The organism is Syntrophomonas wolfei subsp. methylbutyratica (assembly GCF_001570625.1).
Lineage (GTDB): Bacteria > Bacillota > Syntrophomonadia > Syntrophomonadales > Syntrophomonadaceae > Syntrophomonas > Syntrophomonas methylbutyratica.
Genome location: NZ_BBQT01000092.1, coordinates 1 through 256, shown reverse-complemented (window position 1 = coordinate 256; position 256 = coordinate 1). Strand labels below are relative to the sequence as shown.

The 256-nt window shown below is 32.8% G+C and carries 1 protein-coding gene; it reads right to left on the bottom strand.

Annotation, left to right across the window (positions count from 1 at the left end):
* Positions 1 to 55: 55 nt before the first annotated feature.
* On the bottom strand, positions 56 to 256 hold a 201-nt coding region (locus AWB54_RS16475; RefSeq protein ID WP_235811216.1), incomplete at its 5' end, for an AAA family ATPase.

Genomic DNA, 256 nt, shown 5'->3' with positions numbered 1-256 from the left:
ATAGATTTTATATCAGAAATTATCCGAGAAATTTTCATAGAAACTATTGGTTTTTCTATGCTTTGACTATTATATTGAGGATAAAATAATTGCTGGGATATGGACAATTATCTGACTTCTGAGATAACAGTCCCGCCAGGATTAAGATGAATGGATTTTCTGAGTCCATATTGAAATTAAAAATTATCCGTAAATCCTCTAGCAGCTTGTTGGAAGCCATGTGAATCTCATCTAAAATGATAACAGGTGTAACCCG